Origin of the sequence: Bradyrhizobium sp. SZCCHNR1051 (assembly GCF_032489615.1) — a bacterium.
Taxonomy (GTDB): Bacteria; Pseudomonadota; Alphaproteobacteria; order Rhizobiales; family Xanthobacteraceae; genus Bradyrhizobium.
Window position 1 is genome coordinate 152,564 of record NZ_JAUEYJ010000017.1, and the last position, 21,723, is coordinate 174,286.

The 21,723-nt window shown below is 66.1% G+C and carries 23 protein-coding genes; 18 read left to right on the forward strand and 5 right to left on the reverse strand.

All coding sequences use genetic code 11. The annotated features are described in order from the left end of the window. Positions 1–102: 102 nt before the first annotated feature. Positions 103–1,182, reverse strand: coding sequence for a branched-chain amino acid aminotransferase (locus tag QW868_RS21560; RefSeq protein ID WP_316231463.1), 1,080 nt, complete (start codon positions 1,180–1,182; stop codon positions 103–105). Positions 1,183–1,528: 346 nt separating this feature from the next. Between QW868_RS21560 and QW868_RS21565 the strand changes: the two genes are divergently transcribed. The 3 genes from QW868_RS21565 (at position 1,529) to QW868_RS21575 (ending at position 4,437) form a co-directional block, all read left to right on the forward strand. After that, positions 1,529–2,080 (forward strand): MarR family winged helix-turn-helix transcriptional regulator, encoded by a 552-nt coding sequence (locus QW868_RS21565; RefSeq protein ID WP_315778001.1) that lies wholly within the window; start codon positions 1,529–1,531, stop codon positions 2,078–2,080. Next, positions 2,077–2,808, forward strand: a complete 732-nt coding sequence (locus QW868_RS21570) for a response regulator transcription factor (protein ID WP_315736618.1) — start codon at positions 2,077–2,079, stop codon at positions 2,806–2,808. Before QW868_RS21565 ends, QW868_RS21570 begins: the two co-directional genes overlap by 4 nt. Before the next feature lie 240 nt (positions 2,809–3,048). Further along, positions 3,049–4,437 carry an ATP-binding protein gene (locus tag QW868_RS21575; protein ID WP_316231464.1) on the forward strand — a complete coding sequence of 463 codons (1,389 nt, stop codon included), beginning with the start codon at positions 3,049–3,051 and terminating at the stop codon, positions 4,435–4,437. Between the two features lie 13 nt (positions 4,438–4,450). Here the strand turns inward: QW868_RS21575 and QW868_RS21580 are convergent, their stop codons facing one another. Then, positions 4,451–5,434: a VOC family protein gene (locus QW868_RS21580; protein WP_316231465.1), complete on the reverse strand. Its 984-nt coding sequence runs from the start codon at positions 5,432–5,434 to the stop codon at positions 4,451–4,453. A gap of 140 nt (positions 5,435–5,574) precedes the next feature. On the opposite strand from QW868_RS21580, the gene QW868_RS21585 reads away from it, so the two are divergent. From QW868_RS21585 to QW868_RS21605, 5 genes are all read left to right on the forward strand, one after another. Then, entirely contained in the window at positions 5,575–6,366 is a 792-nt protein-coding gene (locus QW868_RS21585) for a DNA-binding transcriptional regulator (protein WP_315736615.1), read from the forward strand. Positions 6,367–6,435: 69 nt separating this feature from the next. Further along, positions 6,436–7,959, forward strand: a complete 1,524-nt coding sequence (locus QW868_RS21590; protein ID WP_316231466.1) for a bifunctional 3-(3-hydroxy-phenyl)propionate/3-hydroxycinnamic acid hydroxylase — start codon at positions 6,436–6,438, stop codon at positions 7,957–7,959. Between the two features lie 30 nt (positions 7,960–7,989). Beyond that, positions 7,990–8,841 (forward strand): fumarylacetoacetate hydrolase family protein, encoded by an 852-nt coding sequence (locus QW868_RS21595; RefSeq protein WP_316231467.1) that lies wholly within the window; start codon positions 7,990–7,992, stop codon positions 8,839–8,841. 82 nt (positions 8,842–8,923) lie between these two features. Then, the gene (locus QW868_RS21600) at positions 8,924–10,129 is read left to right on the forward strand and encodes an ABC transporter substrate-binding protein (RefSeq protein WP_316231468.1); all 1,206 of its coding nucleotides are present in this window, start codon (positions 8,924–8,926) and stop codon (positions 10,127–10,129) included. Positions 10,130–10,147: 18 nt separating this feature from the next. Next, positions 10,148–11,140, forward strand: a complete 993-nt coding sequence (locus QW868_RS21605) for an NAD(P)H-quinone oxidoreductase (protein ID WP_316231469.1) — start codon at positions 10,148–10,150, stop codon at positions 11,138–11,140. Between the two features lie 51 nt (positions 11,141–11,191). Here the strand turns inward: QW868_RS21605 and QW868_RS21610 are convergent, their stop codons facing one another. Continuing rightward, the gene (locus tag QW868_RS21610) at positions 11,192–11,737 is read right to left on the reverse strand and encodes a DUF3617 domain-containing protein (protein WP_315736610.1); all 546 of its coding nucleotides are present in this window, start codon (positions 11,735–11,737) and stop codon (positions 11,192–11,194) included. 68 nt (positions 11,738–11,805) lie between these two features. Continuing rightward, positions 11,806–12,111, reverse strand: a complete 306-nt coding sequence (locus QW868_RS21615) for a hypothetical protein (RefSeq protein ID WP_315779374.1) — start codon at positions 12,109–12,111, stop codon at positions 11,806–11,808. A 168-nt stretch (positions 12,112–12,279) separates the two neighbouring features. Here QW868_RS21615 and QW868_RS21620 point away from each other — a divergent pair, with 168 nt between their 5' ends. The 4 genes from QW868_RS21620 to QW868_RS21635 all read left to right on the forward strand — a co-directional run bounded on the left by QW868_RS21620 (position 12,280) and on the right by QW868_RS21635 (position 15,046). Beyond that, the gene (locus tag QW868_RS21620; protein ID WP_315713599.1) at positions 12,280–12,744 is read left to right on the forward strand and encodes a hypothetical protein; all 465 of its coding nucleotides are present in this window, start codon (positions 12,280–12,282) and stop codon (positions 12,742–12,744) included. Positions 12,745–12,876: 132 nt separating this feature from the next. Further along, the gene (locus QW868_RS21625) at positions 12,877–13,581 is read left to right on the forward strand and encodes a ribonuclease T2 (protein ID WP_315771275.1); all 705 of its coding nucleotides are present in this window, start codon (positions 12,877–12,879) and stop codon (positions 13,579–13,581) included. A 135-nt stretch (positions 13,582–13,716) separates the two neighbouring features. Continuing rightward, positions 13,717–14,577 carry a 23S rRNA (adenine(2030)-N(6))-methyltransferase RlmJ gene (locus QW868_RS21630; RefSeq protein ID WP_316231470.1) on the forward strand — a complete coding sequence of 287 codons (861 nt, stop codon included), beginning with the start codon at positions 13,717–13,719 and terminating at the stop codon, positions 14,575–14,577. A gap of 253 nt (positions 14,578–14,830) precedes the next feature. Then, positions 14,831–15,046 (forward strand): cold-shock protein, encoded by a 216-nt coding sequence (locus QW868_RS21635; protein WP_006612991.1) that lies wholly within the window; start codon positions 14,831–14,833, stop codon positions 15,044–15,046. Positions 15,047–15,322: 276 nt separating this feature from the next. Here QW868_RS21635 and QW868_RS21640 read toward each other — a convergent pair whose 3' ends face one another. Continuing rightward, a complete protein-coding gene (locus tag QW868_RS21640) occupies positions 15,323–15,958 on the reverse strand; it encodes a porin family protein (RefSeq protein ID WP_316231471.1) in 636 nt (211 codons plus the stop codon). Positions 15,959–16,202: 244 nt separating this feature from the next. Between QW868_RS21640 and uvrC the strand changes: the two genes are divergently transcribed. The 6 genes from uvrC to prmB all read left to right on the forward strand — a co-directional run bounded on the left by uvrC (position 16,203) and on the right by prmB (position 21,509). Beyond that, positions 16,203–18,266, forward strand: a complete 2,064-nt coding sequence (gene uvrC / locus QW868_RS21645; protein WP_315736605.1) for an excinuclease ABC subunit UvrC — start codon at positions 16,203–16,205, stop codon at positions 18,264–18,266. A 295-nt stretch (positions 18,267–18,561) separates the two neighbouring features. Then, on the forward strand, positions 18,562–18,897 hold the full coding sequence (locus tag QW868_RS21650; protein WP_315736604.1) for a GIY-YIG nuclease family protein: 336 nt from the start codon (positions 18,562–18,564) through the stop codon (positions 18,895–18,897). 255 nt (positions 18,898–19,152) lie between these two features. Next, positions 19,153–19,788 (forward strand): CDP-diacylglycerol--glycerol-3-phosphate 3-phosphatidyltransferase, encoded by a 636-nt coding sequence (pgsA, locus tag QW868_RS21655; protein WP_315736603.1) that lies wholly within the window; start codon positions 19,153–19,155, stop codon positions 19,786–19,788. A 2-nt stretch (positions 19,789–19,790) separates the two neighbouring features. Then, positions 19,791–20,042, forward strand: a complete 252-nt coding sequence (moaD, locus tag QW868_RS21660; protein WP_315736602.1) for a molybdopterin converting factor subunit 1 — start codon at positions 19,791–19,793, stop codon at positions 20,040–20,042. A gap of 37 nt (positions 20,043–20,079) precedes the next feature. Continuing rightward, entirely contained in the window at positions 20,080–20,544 is a 465-nt protein-coding gene (locus tag QW868_RS21665; protein ID WP_315736601.1) for a molybdenum cofactor biosynthesis protein MoaE, read from the forward strand. Continuing rightward, positions 20,544–21,509 (forward strand): 50S ribosomal protein L3 N(5)-glutamine methyltransferase, encoded by a 966-nt coding sequence (gene prmB, locus QW868_RS21670; protein WP_315736600.1) that lies wholly within the window; start codon positions 20,544–20,546, stop codon positions 21,507–21,509. Before QW868_RS21665 ends, prmB begins: the two co-directional genes overlap by 1 nt. Positions 21,510–21,723 lie beyond the last annotated feature (214 nt).

Below are 21,723 nucleotides of genomic sequence, written 5' to 3' on the forward strand. Positions count from 1 at the left end.
GGCTTCCCCCTCCCCAGCCCTCCCCCGCAAGCGGGGGAGGGAGCAAACCGTTATCGCGGCTAGACTGTGCCCAGAACCTGCAAGCGCTAGGGAGGCATGCCCCTACTTCACGTCCCGAATCCACTGATGCGGATCCGGGCTGCGGCCGTACTGGATGTCGACGAGCTGCTTGCGCAGGCCCATGGCGACCGGGCCGGCCTCGCCGCCGTTGATCAGGACGTCGCCGCTCGCCGAGCACACCTTGCCGATCGGCGAGATCACCGCGGCGGTGCCGCAGGCGAACGCTTCCTTCAGCTTGCCGCTCTTGGCGTCCGCCCGCCACTGGTCGATCGAATACGCCTCCTCGCGCACCTCGCGGCCGGCATCGCGCGCCAGCTTGATGATGGAATCGCGGGTGATGCCGGGCAGGATGGTGCCGAGCGGCGGCGTCGACAGCGAGCCGTCGTCGAACACGAAGAACACGTTCATGCCGCCGAGCTCCTCGACATAGCGGCGCTCGATCGCATCAAGGAACACGACCTGGTCGCAGCCATGCTGGATCGCCTCGGCCTGCGCCTTGAGGCTCGCGGCATAATTGCCGCCGCATTTGACGCCGCCGGTGCCGCCGACCGCGGCGCGGGTGTAGTTCTCCGAGACCCAGATCGAGACCGGGGCCGGCCCGCCCTTGAAATAGGAGCCGACCGGCGAGGCGATGACCGCGAAGATGTATTCCGCCGACGGCTTGACGCCGAGGAACACCTCGTTGGCGATCATGAACGGGCGCAGATAGAGGCTGCCCTCGCCGCCCGGGATCCAGGCGCGATCGATGCGGACGAGCTGCTCGACCGCCTCGATGAAGACCTCCGGCGGCAGTTGCGCCATCGCCATGCGCTCGGCCGAGTTCCAGAACCGCTTCGCGTTGGCGTCGGGGCGGAACAGGTTCACGCCGCCGTCGTCACGCTTGTAGGCCTTCAGGCCCTCGAAGATCTCCTGCGCGTAATGCAGGACGGCCGCGGCCGGATCGAGCGGGAAGTTGGCGCGGGATTCGACCCGCGCGCTGTGCCAGCCCTTGTCCTGGCTGTACTGGACCACGGCCATGTGATCGGTGAACACCCGGCCGAAGCCCGGGTTGGCGAGCTTGGCAGCACGCTCCTGGTCGGAGGTCGGGTTCGTCGTCGGCTTGATGTCGAATGTCAAAGTCATGTCCTTGCTTCCCCCGCTTGATCGCCATTCGCGAGTTCTGGCGCCGACCCGTCCGATCGGGCCAGTCGGCTTTTTGAATTTCGGACCTGCCGCGACCGGCTTTTGAGCCGGTCACCGGGCAAGCATGCCACTACAGGACATGCTTTTGCGCCCGGCGGAAGTCCAGTATGGTTTGCCGAAATGCCGCTCGACATCACACGGTAGTTCGATGCGCGGCCCAGGCTGCCCGTCGGGGTTGCCTACGGCCCGTTCAGACACGCCTGGAGACCCATCGCCCGCCGATGAAACGATCTAAAATTTCGTAGCGGACGATTGTTTTGTAACATTGAACCGCAGAAACGTCAATATGGCTGACATAAATTTCTCGTCTCCGACGTTGAGCCCCGAGCTGCGCGCGGCTGAGCCCTCCGCGGCCGCCGGCGGCGAGCCGCTGCGCTGGGACATCATCGAGCTCTTGTTCTTCGCCTACCGCGACTTCGTCGGCGATGCCGACCATGAGCTGGAGGCGTTCGGCTTCGGCCGGGCGCATCACCGCGTGATGCATTTCGTCACACGCTATCCCGGCCTGAAGGTCGCCGATCTGCTCGACGTTCTCCGCATCACCAAGCAGTCGCTCGGACGCGTGCTCAAGCAGCTGCTCGACGAAGGCTACATCGTGCAGAAGACCGGCAACAACGATCGCCGCCAGCGCCTTCTTTTCGCCACGCCGAAGGGCGAGGCGCTGGTCGCCAAGCTGGCCGGGCTGCAGACGCGGCGCATCGATCGAGCGCTGGAGCAGATCGGACCGGCCGGCGCCGAGAAGGTCCGGCAGTTCCTGCGCGCGATGATCGATCGCGACGATCCGGACAAGGTGCTGGAAGCCATCTTCAAGACGCCTGTCGCCGCTGCCAAGGAGTGACCGTGACGATCGCCGCCATCGCCCCGCATCATCAGCAGACGCCGGCCGACGACGCGCCGCATCTCCTGCTCGTCGACGACGACCGCCGTATCCGCGACTTGCTGTCGCGCTTCCTGCGCGGCGAAGGCTATCGCGTCACCACCGCGGCGAGCGCGAGCGATGCCCGCGCCAAGCTGACGGGACTGCATTTCGATCTCCTGATCCTCGACGTGATGATGCCCGGCGAAAGCGGCTTCGACCTCGCCCGCTTCATCCGCACGCAATCCTCGGTGCCGATCGTGATGCTGACCGCACGGGCCGAGCCGGAGAGCCGCATCGAGGGACTGCAGCTCGGCGCCGACGACTACGTCGCCAAGCCTTTTGAGCCAAGAGAGCTCGCGCTGCGCATCGGCAACATCCTCAAGCGGGCCGCGCCGCCGCCGGCGGAGGAGGTCGTCGAGCAGATCGCGTTCGGCCCGTTCGTCTATCATCTGGCGCGCGGCGAGCTGAAGCAGGGCGAGGAGATCGTCCATCTCACCGACCGCGAGCGCGAGATGCTGCGCATCCTCGCCAATGCCCGCGGCGAGACCGTGCCGCGCGGCGCGCTGACCGGCAACGGCACCGTCAACGAGCGCGCCGTCGACGTCCAGATCAACCGCCTGCGCCGCAAGCTCGAGAGCGATCCGGCCAACCCGCTGTTTCTGCAGGCCGTGCGCGGCATCGGCTACCGGCTGATGACGTCGGGTTGAGATGAGCGGTTGATATGCCGGGCCATTCCGACCACGTTGCCTTGAAAGCATCTGAGCTAGCTTCCTCACCGCAAGACCTGAAACGACCTGGCATCTCCGCACCATTGCGAGCGAAGCGAAGCAATCCAGAGTCCCGCGACGATTCTGGATTGCTTCGTCGCGGAGCCTGCCCTCAGGCTCGCCGCGGGCGAGACCCGGGGGCTCCTCGCAATGACGGAAACGGCGCGCGTTAGGATTATCATGAGCACGCTCGACACCGGCCTCACCCTGATCCGCACCGCCTCGCGGCGGGTGTCGCGCGCCAACAGCCTGGTCGGCAACGCGTTCAAGGGCTGGATGCCGACCGGCCTCTATGCCCGCGCGCTGCTGATCATGATCGTGCCGATGGTGATCCTGCAGACGGTGGTCGCGGGCGTGTTCATGGAGCGGCACTGGAACACGGTGACGCGACGCCTCTCCGCCGCAGTTGTGCAGGACGTCGCCGCGCTGATCGACATCTACAAGGGCTATCCGCAGGACAAGGACCGCACCATGCTGCGCCGGATCGCGCAACAGCGGCTCAACCTCGTGGTCGACTTCCTGCCCGCCGGCGACATGCCGCCGCCGGGGCCAAAACCGTTCTTCAACCTGCTCGACCAGTCGCTGTCGAGCCAGATCGGCCGCCAGATCAGCCGCCCGTTCTGGATCGACACCGTCGGCCGCTCCAATCTGGTCGAGATCCGCATCGCGCTCGATGACGCCGTGATGCGCGTGTTCGCGCAGCGTGGCGCGGCCTACGCGTCGAACACCGATATCTTCCTGTTCTGGATGGTCGGCACCTCCTCGATCCTGCTGATCGTCTCGGTGCTGTTCCTGCGCAACCAGATCAAGCCGATCCTGCGCCTCGCAGATGCGGCCGAGAGTTTCGGCAAGGGCCGCGAGGTGCCGAACTTCCGGCCGCGCGGCGCGCGCGAGGTGCGGCGTGCGGCACACGCCTTCCTGGAGATGAAGGCGCGCATCGAGCGCACGCTGGAGCAGCGCACGGCGATGCTGGCCGGTGTCAGCCACGATCTGCGCACCATCCTGACGCGCTTCAAGCTGGAGCTGGCGCTGCTCGGCGACAGTCCCGAGATCGACGCCATGCGCAAGGACGTCGACGAGATGTCGCACATGCTGGAGGATTATCTGGCGTTCGCACGCGGCGACAATGGCGAGATCGCGCAGCCGACCGACATCTCCAACGCGCTCGAGGAGCTGCGCAGCGACGCCGAGCGCAACGGCCATTCCGCCACGGTCTCGTTCCACGGCCTGCCTGTGGTCACCGTGAAGCCGCAGGCGCTGAAGCGCTGCCTCGGCAATCTCGTCTCCAACGCCGCCCGCCATGCCGATGCGATCGCCATCACCGGCCATCGCGACCACCGCTACCTCACCATCACCGTCGACGATGACGGCCCGGGCATCCCGGCCGACATGCGCGAGGAGGTGTTCAAGCCGTTCCTGCGCCTCGACGACGCGCGCAACCAGGACGAGGGCGGCACGGGCTTGGGCCTCGCCATCGCCCGCGACATCGCGCGGTCCCATGGCGGCGACATCACCCTCGGCGACAGCCCGATGGGCGGGTTGCGGGCGAGCGTGCGGATTCCGGTGTAGCGCGCTGCTTAGTTCATTCCCGCGCGACCACGGCGTCGAGCCACGCGCAGTTCAGTGCCGGAACGCGAGGATCCGGCACGCGAACGCCGCGTGCAGCCGCGGACAGCCGCATATCGCGCAGGCGATTGCGCTGCTCATCCGGCAGGTACAATCGCTCGTGCCCCCACAGTGACGGGCCGTCAAAGGTCTCATGCGGCTGCCAGGTCGCGGGATCGATCACCCGGCCGCCCCAGCCATATTCGATGAAGAAGCCGGAGGGCGTGTTGACGTAGAACGAGGTCATGTGGTCGTTGGTGTGACGGCCCAGCGTGTAGGCCACGCGCCCGTCGTCGAGCTGTGCCAGGTCGTAGCCCTGGCCGACGTCGTCGAGACTACCTAGTTCCACCATGAAGTGATGCAGTGTGCGGCGACCGGAGCCGACCATCGCGAAGCTGTGGTGGCGGCCGTTGACGTGGAAGAAATAGAGCTTGTACGGCGTCAGGCCGAAGTCGGACACCTTGAAGCCGAGCAGGTCGCGATAGAACCGCAGCAGCGGCTCGACGTCCTCGACGTTGAGCACGACGTGTCCCATGCCGAGCGGCCCGGTGCGAAAGCCGGAGATCGGACGTCCCGGCCTGAAGGGATCCGAGGCGACAGCTGCACCCCAGAACACCTCGATCGTGTTGCCGGCGGGATCCTGAAAGCAGATCAGCTCGGTGACATGACGCTCGTCGACCAGTGCCTGCGAACCGCGGGCCACCTTCACGCCGTTGTCGTCGAGACGGCTCGCGAGGCGCGCGAGCGCCGCGGCGTCGCCGACCTCCCAGCCCATGACAGCGAGCCCGCCATCGCCGCTGCCATCGACGATCAGCCGCTGCTTGCGATCATCCATCCGATAGGCCTGCACGCTGGCCGCGCGATCCACGCGCTGCATCCCGAGGAGCTCGGTCGCCATGCGTCCCCACTGCTCCGCTTGGGACGACTTGATGCCGATGTAACCGAGCGCCGTGATTTCCATCTTGTTTTCTTCCGAAAGGCGCGGGCGGAATTTCGTATCAGCTCCGCGCGGTCCTGCAGTAGACTGCCGCCCCTGCATCCGGCTCGCGTTCTCAAGACGGTATCGGCGGACGGAAACGAAGAACAGGGAGGATTTTCCAAGTGTCCAAGCAACGGACGCGATCTCCGCAAGCCCGTCCTGCGGAGGGTGTCCGCGCCTTCAAGCGGGGGCTCGACGTGCTGCGCGCGGTCAATCGGTCCGGCGGCATTCGGGCCGGCGATGTGGCGCGCCAGCTCGATCTGCCGCGGCCTACGGTCTATCGGTTGCTCGAGACACTCGAGGAACTCGGCTATGTCGCGCGCAGCGCCAGCGACGACCGCTTCCGGGTGACGCGCCACGCGTTGAGCCTCGGCGACGGCTATGATCCCGGCATCTTCATCTGCCAGGTCGCCGCGCCCTATCTCGCCGAGCTCAGCCGCAGCCTGATCTGGCCGGTCGATCTGTCGACTTATGAGAACGGCGCGATGGTCATCCAGGAGACCACGCATGCGCGCAGCCCGCTCTCGATCGATCGCAGCATGATCGGCAAGCGCCTGCCGATGCTGCAGACCTCGGCCGGCCGGGCCTATCTGGCCGCTTGCCCGCCCGCAGAGCGGGACATCATCATCAACCACCTGCGACGCATCGAGAATGCGGAGGACGTTTCCTTCCTGGCGCCCGAGCGGCTGCAGCGCATGGTGACGGAAACGGCTCAGCGCGGCTATGCAATCCGCAACGAGGGCGAATTCAATCCGAAGACGTCGTCGATCGCAGTGCCGATCGTTCGTGGCGACGTCGTCTTCGGCTGCATTTCGATCATCTGGATCCGCTCCGCCATGACCCTCGAGGAGGCTGTCGCTCAATACGCGGCCCCATTGCGCGACGCCGCAGCCGCGATTCCCGTCCAGGCCTGAGCGTCCGCTGCGCGGACAGTTTGCGACCGCGCCTTGAAGGTGCGAGGCGGTTGCGGAACAGATGCAGCCATGAGCAACATGGCTGCACATTCCGGAAGCTTCGACGTCGTCATCGTCGGTCGCGGGCCCGTGGGCTCGACGCTCGCCAATCTGCTCGGCCTGTGCGGCATCCGCACCCTGATCCTGGAGCGCGAAGCCAAGGCCTATCATTTGCCGCGCGCGGTGCATTTCGACGACGAATGCATGCGCGTGTTCCAGACCATCGGCCTTGCCGACGCCATCCTGCCCCACCTTACATTGAGTCCCGGCATGCGCTTCGTCGATGCCGAGGGACGGCTGCTGCTCGACTGGCCGCGCACCCGCGAGCCGACCTCGATGGGCTGGAATCTGAGCTACCGATTCCACCAGCCCGATCTCGAAAACGTGCTCAACAAGGGACTCGCGCGCTGGCCTCATGTCGAGCTGCGCACGCGCTGTGACGTCTTCGCGCTCGAGCAGGACCACAACGGTGCGCGCGTTCGCTATGAAGACCTCGGTACCGGCCGGCTCGTCGACATCTCCTGCGCCTATGTCATCGGCTGCGACGGTGCACGTTCGCTGGTGCGCCGCTTCATCGGCTCGGCGCTGGACGATCTCGGCTTTCACGAGCGCTGGCTGGTCTGCGACGTGCTGCTGAGGCAGGAGCGGCCCGATCTCGGCGATTTCAGCGTCCAGCACTGCAACCCGCAGCGTCCCGCAACCTATATTCGCGGCACCGGCAACCGGCGCCGTTGGGAGATCACGGTACGTCCCGACGAGGACGCGGTCGAGATCACCCAACCGGCTCGCGTGTGGGAGCTGCTCTCGCCCTGGCTCCAGCCCGCAGAGGCCGAGATCGAACGCGCCGCCGTCTACACATTCCACTCCGCGGTCGCCAAGCAATGGCGTGCCGGACGGCTCTTGCTCGCAGGTGATTCCGCGCACCAGACCCCGCCTTTCCTCGGTCAGGGCATGTGTGCCGGCATTCGCGACGCGGCCAACCTCGCATGGAAGCTGGCCCATGTGATTGCCCGCAAGGCAAGGCCTGATCTCCTCGACACCTATCAGAGCGAGCGCGCGCCCCACGTGCGCGAATTCATCGAGCTCGCGATACGGCTGGGCGGACTCATCAACACCAGGGCGGTCGAGGCGGCGCTCGCGACCGGCACGGCACAGGGCGACGGCCAGCTGAAACTCGACGTGCAGAAGCCAGTGCTCGGCCCGGGCCTCGCCGGCGGCGATCGAAGCATGACGGGAAAGCTGGCGCCGCAATTCCGCACCCGCGATCTCGGCCGCAGCGACGATCGCGTCGGCTATCGCTTCGCGCTGCTGTGCCGGTCTGGACTCGGTGCCGCGGTGATCGAGCAGCATCATGCCGGCTTGGCGGCGGCTGACGTCGCCATCATTTCCGGCGAGGAGGCTAGCGGCCTCGACGGTTGGCTCGATGAGCACGGCTTCGCCGCCGTGCTGATGCGCCCGGACCGCTACATCCTGGGTGCCGTGCAGAAGAGTGAAGATCTCGCCGCGCTGTTGTCCGGCCTCGCCGTCCTCGCGCCGCGGCCGAGCGCCGCCTGATCGTTTCCGTTTTGCTGAGAGGGTTCACGTATGAAGCTGGTTTCCTTTGTCATTGACGGGCGTCCCGGATACGGCGCGGTGAAGGGAGACGGTGTGGTCGACCTCGGCCGGCGCCTGCCGTCGAAGAGCCTGCGCGCGCTGATCGAGGCGGATGCGCTCGGTCACGCCGCCGAACTGCTCGCCCGCGAACAGACCGACTATCCGCTCAGTGCGATCGCCTTCGCGCCCGTCATCCCTGATCCCGGCAAGATCATCTGCGTTGGCCTGAACTATCGCGACCACGTCGCCGAGACCGGGCGGACCGTCACCGCGAAACCTGCGCTGTTTGCGCGCTTTCCCACCAGCCAAGTCGGCCATCTGCAGCCGGTCATTCGCCCTGGTGTCTCCGAACATTTCGACTACGAGGGCGAGCTTGCGCTCGTGATCGGGAAAGCCGGCCGGCATGTCCGGCGCGAGGACGCGCTCACGCACATCGCCGGCTATTCCTGCTACAATGAAGGCAGCATCCGCGACTGGCAGCGCCATACATCGCAATTCCTGTCGGGCAAGACCTTCGACCGGTCTGGCGCATTCGGCCCCTGGCTGGTCACGGCTGATGAAATTCCCGACCCGTCGAAACTGACGCTGCAGACCCGCCTCAATGGCGAGACCGTGCAGCGGACCACCACGGATCTCCTCATCACCGATGTCCCCGATCTGATCGTCTATTGCTCGACGATCATGACCTTGCTGCCGGGGGACGTGATCGTCACCGGCACGCCGGGAGGCGTCGGCTTCAAGCGCACCCCGCCTCTGTTCATGAAGCCCGGCGATACGGTCGAGGTCGACATTTCGGGCATCGGCGTGCTGCGCAATCCCGTGGCTGCCGAACCGGCAGCCTGACGTCTCCGCCTCGCGGAGAACCGCGAGGCGCACCAATCAAACACGACAAAAAACCAAATCTTCAAGTCCGGGGAGGATCATCATGTCGCGCTGTCTCAGATCCAGCATCGCTGGCCTGCTGCTGCTTGCAGGCTCATCCGCGCAGGCCGAAATCAAGGGGAGCGCCATCCGTATCGGTGTGCTCACCGACATGACCGGCATCTTCGCGACCGCGATGGGGCCCGGCTCGGTGGAAGCGGCCCGGATGGCCGCTGAGGAATTTGGCGGCAAGATCAACGGCAGGCCGATCGAAATCATTCAGGCCGACCATCAGAACAAGCCGGATATCGCGGTCGCGATCGCCCGGCGCTGGTTCGAGCAGGACGGTGTGCAGGCGATCGCCGACGGCGGCAGCTCCGGCGCGGCCCTTGGCGTCCAGGAGCTGGTGCGTAGCAACGGCAAGATCTTCCTCATCTCGGGGGCCGGCGCCAACCAGCTGACCGACGAAGCTTGCGCCCCGACCTCGGTGCAATGGACGCACGACGCCTATTCGACCGCGACCGCAGTCGTCTCGGGCATCATGCAGACCAGCAAGGAGCCATGGTTCTTCATCACCGGTGACTACGCGTTCGGTCATTCAGTGGAAGCGACCGCGCGCGCCCGCATCGCCGAGCTCGGCGGCAAGGTCGCCGGCAGCGTCAAGGCGCAGCTCGGCACGCCGGACTACGGATCCTTCCTGCTGCAGGCCCAGGCCTCCGGCGCCAAGATCCTGGCGCTCAACGTCGCCGGCGACAATGCCACAGCCATCAAGCAGGCCGAGGAGTTCGGGCTTGCGGCCCAGGGCATGAAGATCGTGCCGATGTCGTTCCAGAACGTGGACATTGAAGCCATCGGCCTCAAGGCGACGCAGGGCGATCTCATCGTCACCAGCTTCTTCGAGGATGCCTCCCCCGCCGCGCGCCGCTTCTCCGACGCGTTCTACGCGCGCCGGAGGGCGATGCCGTCACAGATACAGGCCGGGGTCTATTCGGCCGTGCGGCACTATCTGCAGGCGGTGAAGGATGCCGACAGCGACGACGGCGCAAGCGTGATGGCGAGGATGACGGCGACGCCGGTCTCGGACGCCTATGCGGACCACGGCCAGATCCGCGACGACCAGCGCATGGTGCACGACCTGTATCTGGTCCAGGTCAAGACCCCCGCCGAATCGAAGGGCCCCTGGGACTTCGTCAAGCTGGTGACGAAGATCGCCCCCGATCAGGCATTTCGCCCGCTCGACCGCAGCAAGTGCAGCCTGGTCGGTAAGTGAGCACATGAGCGACCAAGCATGATTCCGGACGATCAGCGCGCCGTCATCATCACCGCCGCGGGCGGCCCGGAGGTCCTGTCGGAGCGACAGGACTGGCCGGTCCCGCGCCTCGGACCAGACGATGTGCTGATCGAGGTCGCAGCCGCCGGCATCAACCGTCATGACTGCAACCAGCGCGCTGCCGGGCCGTCGCGGGAGCCCAATCCCGTGCCGGGGTTGGAAGCCTCGGGGCGCATCGTGGCCTGCGGCACCAACGTTCCCCGGGAACGGCTGGGTAAAGCGGTGATCGCACTGACCGACGGCGGCTCATACGCGCAATACGTCGCCACCGATCAGCATCTTGCCCTGGACTTGCCGAGCGGCCTCGACTGGATCCAAGGCGCCGCCCTGCCCGAGGCGCTGTTCACGACCTGGTTCAATTTCTTCGAGCTGATGCGCATGGCGCCCGGCGAGACCGCCTTGATTCATGGCGGAAGCAGCGGCGTCGGCACGATCGCGATCCAGCTCCTGCGCGCGCTGGGTCATCCCGTCATCGCCACCGCCGGCACCGCAGAGAAGCGCGCCGCGGCGCTCAGGCTCGGCTGCAGCGCCGTGTTCGACTACGCCGATCCTGATCTCGCCGAGCAGATCCGCGCGGCGACGGGGATGCGCGGTGTCGACTGCATCCTCGACACCTCCGCAGGCGCTCACATCGCGCAGGACCTTGTGGCGCTCGCAATGGGCGGACGGATCGCCCTGCTCTCAGCCGGACATGGGAACGAGTTGGCGGTGCCGCTGCGCGGCCTGATGGCGCGCCGGGCCAGCATCACCGGCGCGTTCCTGCGTTCGACGGCACTGGACCTCAAACGACGCATCGCGGCCGACCTGCGGCAATGCGTCGGGCCCCTTCTCGGGACGGCCATTCGGCCGCACATCGATAGCATCTATCGCTTGTCCGAGGCGGCCGATGCGCACACCCGCATGGAGACGAGCCGACATATCGGGAAGATCGTGCTTTGCGTCCGCGAATGAGCGACGATCCATGTCTCTGCGCTCGTGCCGCCAAACGCAACGGCCGCCCGCCTACTGCTTGGCGCCCGGGATGAGGTTCTTCAGCTTGTTCATGTCCTTGATGTTCATCTTCATGCCACCGGGCATGACGATGTCGCCGGGCTTCTGGTCGGGCTTGCAGGCGCCGAGCCACTTCGCCTCGATGGTCATCGCGGTCTCCTTGGCGGCGCCGGCGGCACCGCCCTGGATGCGCGAGGTGGTCTTCACCGTGTAGGCTGAGTTGAAGTCACCGGTGATGTCGGCATGCGAGGTCGTGTTCATGCCGCCGAAGCTGCAGACGGCATCACTGACATAGCCGGTTGCGGTCTTCTGGATGTCCTGCTTGGAGCAGACCTGCTGCGCCATCGGCGAGGCCATGTTGTTCATGTCCCTGTCGGTGGTCTCGTCGGTGCAGTGCTGCATGGTCATCTCCGGCAGCTGGCCGCCGGACCTGACCATCTTCAATTCCCACAGGCCCGCCTTGCGCACCGGCAGGTCCACGGCACGGGCCTCGTGACTCGCGGTCACGCTGAGGAGACAGCAGGCCAGAAGGCCGATGGCAGTGCGTGTGCAGGTCATGTGTTCCGTTCCGGCTCGTTGCGCGATGTCGGAGCGAATGCCGCCAAAAGATGGCAATTAGGAGAACGTTAGTACAGCGTCCGCAGCGGCCGTTGCGCCGAGCCATAGGGCACCCAGCGGCAGGCGAACGAGACGTAGCCGCCATAGCGCGCATCGACGGCGCGGAACTTCGCGACCTTGCCGTAGGAGGCGCAATGATCGACCGCGAGCTGGCGCGCATCCGTGCTCTGGGCCAGCTGATAGGAGATGATGCCGCCGGTGTCGTTGCCCTTGAAGGGCGGCACCACGTCGGCCAGAGCCGGCGCGGCGGCCAGCAGCATCCCGACGGCCGCGAGGCCTGCAGTCTTCACGAGTCCGGCCTTCAGCGTCCGCATTGCATTCTCCTTGAGCTGGCCTGCCATCCTAAGGGTCCTGTGCGGTCAAGAAAAGAACACCAGCCTCGCGTTAACAGGACTAATCGTGGAGTGTTGCCGCGTTGCACTTGACCTCCTGTGGCCGCCGCGGCACGGTCCACGCTTCCGGATCAGCCTTGCGGACGGCCCATGCGCGACTTCAGCTCACCTTTCAAGATGTTCGGCGCCGCCTGTGGCGCGCTGCTTGCCGCCATCGTCGCCACCGCCCCGGCTCAGGCCGCCAATCCGCTCGAGATGAACTTCTGGCTGTCCGGCCCGAAGTACGAAGGCCGGGTTGCCCCCTGCGAGGCGGCCATTCCGACCATCGTCTCGCGATTCCAGGACAAGGAGAGCACCTTCTGGAATTCCTCGCTGACGATCACCGGCGTCGCCAATGTCCATGAGATCGCCTTCCGGCCCTGGCAGTCCGACAACATTCCACGCCGCTTCTGCACCGGCAGCGTGATGATCAGCGACGGCAAAGCGCGCACCGTCAACTTCTCGATCATCGAGGATGGCGGCTTCGCCGGCTATGACCAGGGCGTCGAGTTCTGCGTCGTCGGCCTCGATCGCAACTGGGCCTTCAATCCGGCCTGCCGCGCCGCCAAGCCCTGATTCGATTTTGTCGGACCATCGGCCGCTCGCGCGGGCGGCCGGCTGACGAATGGCTGCCTCGGGGCAGCCATTTTTGTTCTTGAAATGTTCCAGCGCGCTGCTAGGCTCCTGGCATTGTCCGGGGAGTTCGCCATGTTCGATTGCCTGCGCCGACCTGCCGTCCTGTTGTCCATAACGATCGCCTGCTTTGCCCTCTTGGTGGGTGTGCTCGCGGCTGGCTCCGCCGAGGCGCAGGACCGTCGCCAGAACGCGCCGGGCGCGTTCGACTTCTACGTTCTCTCGCTATCCTGGTCGCCCTCGTACTGTGCCGAAGCCGAGGAGCGAGGCGGCCGCGGCAACCGGTCCCAGCAGTGCGGCGGCCGGCCCTACTCGTTCGTCGTGCACGGGCTGTGGCCGCAATACGAGAACGGCTACCCCGAATATTGCGAGCAGCCGGCGCCGCGCCTGCCGCGCAACATCATGACCTCGATGCTCGACCTGATGCCGGCGCCGGGCCTGATCTACAACGAGTGGGACAAGCACGGCACCTGCGCCGGCCTGTCCGCGAAGGCCTACTTCGAAATCATCCGCAAGGCCCGCGCCGCCATCAAGATCCCGCCGGAATTCCTCGATCTCGCGGAGGCCAAGACGGTGGCGCCGGGGGCGGTCGAGGAGGCCTTCATCAAGGCCAACCCCAAGCTCACGACATCGGGCATTGCCGTCACCTGCAACCGCACCAGGCTGAGCGAGGTCCGGATCTGCCTGTCGAAGGATCTGGAGTTTCGCAACTGCGACGAGATCGACCGCCAGGCCTGCCGGCGCGACGAGGTCAACATGCCGCCGGTCCGCGGCGGCTAGCGACGGCCGAATTGGGCGACCGCAGTGCGTCGGCCTGCGGCGCCTCTCGGCGCGGCGCTGATCCGATGCTCTCTGGATCCATCCGGCGCATCGACGGGGTACCCTTTTGACGCGGAACGGCGTAACTCGTGCCGCATGAACTACCGACACGCCTTTCACGCCGGCGGCTTTGCCGACGTCATCAAGCACATCGTGCTGACGCGCATCCTGGTCTACCTCCAGGAGAAGCCCGCTGCGTTCCGGGTGATCGACACCCATGCCGGCGCAGGCCTGTACGATCTCACCGGCGACGAGGCCATCCGCAGTGGCGAGTTCCTCACCGGCATCGCTCGCGTGCTGCAGGCGCGCTTCTCCGAGCAGGCCTATGCACTCTTGTCGCCCTATCTCGACATCATCAGATCGTTCAATCCGAAGGCCGAGCTCGTCGCCTATCCCGGCTCGCCGCTGATCGCGCGCGCGCTGCTGCGGCCGCAGGACCGCATGACCCTGTGCGAGCTCGCGCCGATCCCCCGCAAGCAGCTGATCGATCAGTTGCGCCGCGACACCCAGGCCCGCGTCGTCGATCTCGACGGCTGGGTCGCCCTGCCCGCCTTCGTGCCGCCGAACGAGCGCCGGGGCGTGGTGCTGATCGATCCGGCGTTCGAGGCCAAGGATGAGTTCGAGCGGCTCGCCGATCGCTTCGCTACGGCCTTCGCAAAGTGGACCACCGGTATCTACGTGCTCTGGTATCCCGCCAAGAGCCGGCGCGCGACGGAAGAGCTGACCGATCGCGTCGCGGCGCTTGCGGCCGCGGCCAAGCCGCCGGGCAAGGTGCTGCGGATCGAGTTCAGTGTTGCGCCGCAGATCGAAGGCGAGGCGCTGACCTCGACCGGGCTGCTGATCGTCAACCCGCCCTGGACATTGCATGACGAGTTGAAGCTCATCCTGCAGGAACTGCAGAAGCCGCTCGGCCAGGGCGGCGCGGCGCGCTTCCGGATCGAATTCCCCAAAGCTTGAAACGGCGACTGGTCGAAAAGCCGTAGTCAATCGGCGCGGAACCGTATTATTGTGTCTGATTGTAAGACTGGCTTTACGTTCCGCTTCCGCGAATGGTTGCGGCGGGGTGATCAAGGCCTAACAAGATCCAGACGATCCGGCGTGGCGAGCGCTGGGCGTTAAGGTGGCCAACGCTTTCCGATCAAAGTGATGTCCGGTCGGACGCTGCGCAGAGCGCGCAGTGGAGGAAGCATTGCGGGGGAGGAGTTTCCCGATGGCCATGACTGGGACGGTCAAGTTCTTCAATGGTGAGCGCGGCTACGGCTTCATCAAGCCGGACGACGGTGGACGCGACGTGTTCGTGCACATCACGGCGGTGGAGCGCGCGGGCCTGAAGGATCTGACCGAGGGACAACGGATCAGCTTCGAGGTAGAGCCGGACAAGAAGGGCAAGGGCCCGAAGGCGGTGAACCTGGTCCTGTCGTCTTAGGGCGAGCCCACCAGGCGACGGTTCACGCACCAGCGTGAGACTGCAGCCGCGGGCGCCTCGACGGCATCTCATTCGTTCGTTTGGAAGCTGCCGGCAGCGCCGCCGGCTCGCGTGCACAGCATTGCCGGCTCGTACGTGCAGGCCGCGCGCGATGCTGCATGCCTCCAGATTGCACGGAGCACTACGACAAAAGGGACTCCGACAAAAAAATCCCGGCCGCGCGAGCGGCCGGGAGGTTGTCGTTGGACGTTTCTTCTTCCTATTCCCTCGTTGCCATCAGAAGTGGAAGTTGATGCCTGCGCGCACAATTCCAAACCGATAGTCGTTCTTCGCCCCCGTGATCACGAAATTGCTGCTGTCGAGATCGACGTAGAGATACTCGATCTTGGCGGTCCAGTTCTGCGCCAGGCCGAACTCGGTGCCGGCACCGAGCGTCCAGCCCACCGTGGTGTGCGATTCCGAAAGGCCGAAGGTCTCGGCGCGCAGGCCGCCAAAGGCGAGACCGCCGGTGCCGTAGAACAGGATGTTGTTGAAGGCGTAGCCGGCCCGGCCGCGCAATGTGCCGAACCACGGGTTCGAGAACTTCCACGGCGCGAAGGTGTCGTTGGCGCCGGTCAGGTTGATGTCGCCCTCGGCGCCGAACACCCATGGGCCGTTCTGCCAATTGTATCCCGCGGTCAGGCCGCCGGTGAGACCGGACGGCTTGGTCGGGTTGTTGCCGACGGTGCCCCATTCGTAGCCCAGCGTGCCGCCGAGATAGGGGCCGGCCCAGCTATAGGCGTTGAGGGGCTGGCTCACGGTATAGGGCGCGCCGCGCCCATAGCCGAGATCGGCCGCCTGCGCCGAGACCGATCCGAGAGCCGCCGCGCCAAAGCCCGCCGCGGCGGCAGCACCGACCAAGAACCTGTTCATCGCTCACTCCACGCAACTCGCCGTCACCACCCGGAGCATGCGCCGCGCGACTGTGCTGCGCGGGCCGACGTGGTTACGGAACTCTCGCTTCTTTCGTGAGCTTTTATCGAGAGTTTTAGGTTAAGCCGTTGTTAAGCCGGGTTACCCGGCCATTAACGTGCTTAACGAAGCGTTACCGCCCTGCCCTGTGCATGGCGCCATCGCAAGCTGGCGAGGCGGCGCGGCAGCGCTTAATTTGTTGGACATGACCACCCACAGCTCCGACCCATCCAAGGCGCCGACGCCCCCGAGCCGGCGTGGCGCGGCCGACCTGCCGCCCGAGACCATCGACACGCCCGATCTCGATCCCGCCGCCTCGGCTGCGGACGAGGACGATGACGGCCGGCTGCCGGAGCTGGCCGAGGAGAGCCTGGAGGCGGTCGGCGAAGGCCCGCTCGCGATCGGCCACGCGGCGATCGAGAATGCCGTGCGGCTCGCGCCGACCTCGCCCGGCGTCTACCGCATGCTCAATACGGCCCATGACGTGCTCTATGTCGGCAAGGCCAAGAACGTCAAAAAGCGCCTGTCATCCTATGCGCGGGCCAACGCGCCGCTGCCGGCGCGCATCCTGCGCATGATCGCGGCCACCGTGACCGTCGAGATCATCTCGACCACGACCGAGACCGAGGCGCTGCTGCTCGAAGCTAACCTGATCAAGCAGCTCAAGCCGCGCTTCAACGTGCAACTGCGCGACGACAAGTCGTTCCCCTACATCCTGATCACCGGCGACCATTGGGCGCCGCAGATCCTCAAGCACCGCGGCGCGCAGTCCAGGCCGGGGCGCTATTTCGGTCCGTTCGCCTCGGCCGGCGCCGTCAACCGCACCATCACAGCGCTGCAGCGCGCCTTCCTGATCCGCTCCTGCACCGATTCGTTTTTCGAGAGCCGCACCCGCCCCTGCCTGTTGCACCAGATCCGCCGCTGCGCCGGGCCCTGCACCCAGGAGATCGACTTCCCCGGCTACACCGAGCTCGTGCGCGAGGCGACCGACTTCCTGTCCGGACGCAGTCAGGCCGTGAAGGCGCTCCTGGCGACCGAAATGGAGAAGGCGTCTGGCGAGCTCGAATTCGAGACTGCCGCTGTCTATCGCGACCGTCTCGCGGCGCTGTCGGCGATCTCCTCGCAGCAGGGCATCAACCCGCGCACCGTCGAGGAAGCCGACGTGTTCGCCATCCACCAGGAGGGCGGCTATTCCTGCGTCGAGGTGTTCTTCTTCCGCACCGGCCAGAACTGGGGCAACCGCGCCTACTTCCCGCGCGCGGAGAAGAGCTATCTGCCGGAGGAGGTGCTGTCGGCGTTCATCACGCAGTTCTACGACGACAAGCCGCCGCCGAAGCTGATCCTGCTGTCGCATGAGATCGAGGAAGCCGAGTTGCTCGCCGAGGCGCTGTGCGTCAAGGCCGGCCACAAGGTCGAGGTGTCCTGCCCGAAGCGCGGCGAGAAGAAGGACCTGGTCACCCATGCGCTGACCAATGCGCGCGAGGCGCTGGGCCGCAAGCTCGCCGACACCGCAACGCAAAGCCGGCTGCTGGAGGCGATGACCACAACGCTCGGCCTGCCGCAGGTCCCGAAGCGCATCGAGGTCTACGACAACAGCCACATCCAGGGCACCAACGCGGTCGGCGCGATGGTCGTCGCCGGCCCCGACGGCTTCATGAAGAACCAGTACCGCAAGTTCAACATCAAGTCGGAAGGTCTCACGCCCGGCGACGACTACGCCATGATGAAGGAGGTGCTGCAGCGCCGCTTCAAGCGGCTGGTGTCACCGTCGGAGAAGGATGTCGCACGCGCGGCCAAGGAGGACGACGTGCCGCAATGGCCCGACCTCGTCATCATCGACGGCGGCCGCGGCCAGCTCAATGCCGTCCGCGAGATCTTCACCGAGCTTGGCGTCACCAACGTCGCGCTGATGTCGGTCGCCAAGGGCCCCGATCGCGACGCCGGCCGCGAGACGCTGTTCATCCCGGAGCGGGAGGCGATCAAGCTCGAGCCGCGCGACCCCGTGCTGTATTTCATCCAGCGGCTGCGCGACGAGGCACATCGCTTCGTCATCGGCTCACATCGCAAGCTGCGCAAGAAGGACATCCGCGAGGCCGGCCTGCAGGAGATCCCCGGCATCGGTCCGTCGCGCAAGCGCGCGCTGCTGCACCATTTCGGCACGCTGAAGGAGATCGAGCGCGCCTCGATCGCCGACCTCGGCAAGGTGCCCGGCGTGAGCGCCGAGAGCGCGCGCAAGATTTTTGAATACTTCCACAGCAACGCGGGTTGAGGCTGCGGCCTCCCGATCCGGCGCAAGCCCGGCTCTCTCCGCCCGTTCATTTCGGGGAGCCCCCCCCCCCGCGAGCCCGGAATCCATACTCACATGGGGACGGGACCCGTTGTGGCGCTCATCCCCGCATCATCCAGACAATCGTGGTTATGGATTCCGGGCTCGCGCTACGCGCGCCCCGGAATGACGGAGCGGCCGGGCCCGCCGCCTCCCGACGGCGCTGCCAGCACGCAGAAAGTATTTTACCCGGATATAAATATCCGATATACGCCCGGGTGATAATCAGGAGCCCGTCATGACCCCCGACCAGCGCAAGGTGGCCGTCGCCGCCTACAAGGAGCGCAAGAGCCCTGCCGGCATCTTTGCCGTCACCTGCGCCGCCACCGGCGAGCGCTGGATCGGCTGCGCGCCGGATCTCGACAAGATCCAGAACCGGCTGTGGTTCACCCTGCGCCAGGGCGGCCACCGCCGCGGCGGGCTGCAGGCGGCGTGGACCGCCCACGGCCCTGACGCGTTCAGTCTTGAGGTGATCGAGACGTTCGATGAGGAGACGCTGGCCTATGTCCGCGACCGCGTGTTCGCGGAACGCCAGGCGCATTGGTGCGCGGTGCATGGCGCGGAGGCCATCTGAGGCTTCCTCTCAAACATTCGCCCGGCTGTCACCGCACTGCAATAAGGTCGCGGCCACGCGTCGCGGCCGCCGATCTGGGCACTGGCGCGACCGCGTCCGGTTGCTTAATGAAGCGTTGCGGCTCGCGTTGCCTCGCGCGCGAGAGTTCCTATCTCCGCAAGGCTTTGTTGCGATTTGCGTCATATCTGCGTCATCCTGTCCGGGCGGCTCGGCTCGAAGGTTGACGTTCGCACGGCATCAGTATTGGTACACGGGATGAATATTGCGACCACACGCGTGCCCAGCAAGACGTCGACGTCCCTGCCGAACATCCTGACCTATACGCGCATCGCCGCGATACCGGTCGTGGTCGGCTGCATCTACGCGCAGTCGGTCTGGATGTATCCTTTGTGGCTCCGCTGGGTCGCCGTTGCGGTGTTTATTGCGGCTGGGATCACCGACTACCTCGACGGTCATTTCGCGCGGATCTGGAACCAGCAATCGGCATTCGGCCGTATGCTCGACCCGATCGCCGACAAGCTTCTGGTTGCCTCCTGCCTGCTGATGCTGGCCGCCGACAGCACCATCCAGAACTGGTCGCTGTGGGCGGCCATTGTGATCCTGTGCCGCGAGATCCTGGTGTCGGGCCTGCGCGAATATCTCGCCGCGCTGCGCGTCTCGGTGCCGGTGACCAAGGTCGCCAAATGGAAGACCACGATGCAATTGGTGGCAATCGGCTTCCTGCTCGCGGGCGAGGCGGGCGATGCCGCGGTCGCCCAGGTCTCGACGGCCGTTGGCCCGATCGTGAGCGGGATCGGAATTTGGCTGCTCGGCTTGTCGGCGGTCTTCACCATCTACACCGGCTACGACTATTTCCGCGCCGGCATCCACCACCTCATCGAGGCAGACTAGCGATGAAGGTGAAGTATTTCGCCTGGGTGCGCGAGCGCATCGGCAAGGCCGAGGAGACCATCGAGCCGCCGGCGGATGTCCGCACGGTCAGCGAGCTGATCGCCTGGCTCAGCGCGCAGGGCGAGGACTACGCCTATGCGTTCGAAAAGCCCAAGGTGATCCGCACCGCCATCGACCAGACCCATGTGCAGCCGGATGCGGCCATCGCCGGCGCCCGCGAGATCGCGTTCTTCCCGCCGATGACCGGCGGCTGAGGCCGAGCGCCGGACCGGCAGACCAGGACACGGCATCATGACCGCGATCGTCACCGTCCGCGTGCAGCACGAGGATTTCGACACCGCCGCCGAGATCGCGGCGCTCAGCCATGGCCGCACCGACATCGGCGCCGTCGTCACCTTCTCCGGCCTGTGCCGCGGCAACGACCATGACACGCCGATCAGCGCGCTCACGCTCGAGCACTATCCCGGGATGGCGGAAGCGGAGATCATGCGCCATGCCGAACAGGCGATGACGCGCTGGCCGCTGCAGGGGCTGACCGTGATTCACCGCTTCGGCCGGATCCGGCCGGGCGAGAACATCGTGCTGGTGGTGACCGCGTCGAGCCACCGCCAGGCGGCGTTCGAGGCCGCGGAGTTCCTGATGGATTATCTCAAGACCAACGCGCCATTCTGGAAACGCGAGGAAACCGAGGACGGCGGCAGCTGGGTCGAGGCCAGGAGCCACGATGACGCCGCCGCAGCGCGCTGGACAAGGTGATGGCGAAGACGGTCAAGACGGCAGCGCCGCGCAAGGCGGCGGCACTGAGGCTGCCGAAGGTCAATGCGGGCGAGCTGGTGAGCCTGCTCGACTACCTGCGCTACGCCGTGAGCTGCTTCCAGAACGCCGATCTGGTGTTCGCGCACGGCACCACCGATCCGGTGTCCGAGGCCGCCTTCCTGATCGGCGAGGCGCTGCATCTGCGCCCCGATCAGTTCGAGACCTTCGTCACGGCCCGGGTCACCGCCGCCGAAGGCAAGACGATCCTCGACCTTATCTCGGCCCGAATCACCACGCGCAAGCCGGCGGCGTATCTGGTCAACAAGGTCTATATGCGCGGCCTGCCGTTCTATGTCGACGAGCGCGTCATCGTGCCGCGCTCGTTCATCGGCGAGCTGCTGGAGACGCATTTCGGTGGCGCCGAGGGCGACGGCACCTCGCTGATCGACGATCCCCTGGCGGTCGACAGCGTGCTCGACCTCTGCACCGGCTCCGGCTGCCTCGCCATCCTCGCGAGCCGCCACTTCCCGAATGCAGTCATCGACGCGGTCGACATCTCCAAGGATGCGCTCGCCGTCGCGGCGAAGAACGTCGCCGCCTACGATCTCTCCGGGCGCGTCTCGCTGCACCGCGGCGACCTGTTCGCCCCCCTCAGCCAGCGCCGCTACGATCTGATCATCACCAACCCGCCCTATGTTGATGCCGAGGGCATGGCCGGCTTGCCGCGGGAATGCCGCGCCGAGCCGGCGCTGGCCTTCGATGGCGGCGCTGATGGCCTCGACATCATCCATCGCATCCTCGGCCAGGCGCGCGACCACCTGACCGCCGAAGGCGGGCTGTTGTGCGAGGTCGGCCGCGACCGTCCGCAGATCGAGGCGGCGTATCCCGACCTGCCGCTGCTCTGGCTCGACACTGAGGACTCCGAGGGCGAGGTGTTCTGGATCACCGCGCGCGATCTCGTCTGAGACGCGGCTGCCTGAGGCACACCCGCGCGGTTGGCGCGAAATGACGCGGCGACTTCCAATATGCGGCACAATCTGCTGCTGCTGTGCAGAATCCGCTCACCAGGGCAGCAGGAACGCCGGACCTTTGACATTTCCGTCTGCGCGCGAAGCTGATAACTTGCAGCCGGCCCGGATCAGCGGCTGACAACGTCGGCGCACCCATTCAGGCCCATCA